Source organism: Mesorhizobium sp. M1328, from assembly GCF_040318075.1.
GTDB lineage: Bacteria > Pseudomonadota > Alphaproteobacteria > Rhizobiales > Rhizobiaceae > Mesorhizobium.
Genome location: NZ_JAMYLO010000087.1, coordinates 1 through 586, shown reverse-complemented (window position 1 = coordinate 586; position 586 = coordinate 1). Strand labels below are relative to the sequence as shown.

Annotated in this window: 1 protein-coding gene; it reads left to right on the top strand. The window is 58.5% G+C overall.

Annotation, left to right across the window (positions count from 1 at the left end):
* Window positions 1–174 precede the first annotated feature (174 nt).
* Window positions 175–297 carry a hypothetical protein gene (locus NKH23_RS34490; protein WP_352959089.1) on the top strand — a complete coding sequence of 41 codons (123 nt, stop codon included), beginning with the start codon at window positions 175–177 and terminating at the stop codon, window positions 295–297.
* Window positions 298–586 lie beyond the last annotated feature (289 nt).

Sequence of the window (586 nt, the reverse complement as noted above, 5' to 3'; positions counted from 1 at the left end):
GTCATCCCATGCAAGGCGCGGCGGCAGATGAGCCAAACGCCAGTGGGGCGTCCTGGGGACGACGCGCGCGAGATCCTGATCGTGGTGGCCAGCCCAATACAAAAACCGAAGAAATGTCCGGATGTGAGAAGTTGCTGCGGTGCGGGTACCGGAGGTCGCCGATAGTGACAGCCGATGTTCGACAGCGGCAAGGACATGCTCAGCCGTCAATGCGTCGAGGTCTTGGCCGGAATGGTGGCGATGGAACCAATCCAGAAAGCGGCGGCTGCCCAGGAGAACGCCTTCGCGAGACTTTGACTCCAGTCCGCACACCCTGCTCAGATAGTCCGAAAAGGAGCTCAGAAGCGGAGCATTCGGATCATTATCTACACTGGGAACAGCAGCAAGGAAGCGTTCTGGAGCCACTCGCCGCGCGTGTCCCAGTGCCGACACTGCTCCAATGCGTGGAGTATCCGTAGTAAACGTGCACAAATAGCTGTCGACGACATCTTGAGAGATAGGCATCGGACCACAGCGCGTTGCGGCAAACTGGCTAAAGCGCGCAATCCGGCTCAGGTAAATCGTGGCAGACGCTCGCTTATAACCA

What these genes read in the sequence shown, in the direction of transcription:
- NKH23_RS34490 (WP_352959089.1), top strand. Translation starts at nt 175, where the DNA reads ATGTTCGACAGCGGCAAGGACATGCTCAGCCGTCAATGCGTCGAGGTC.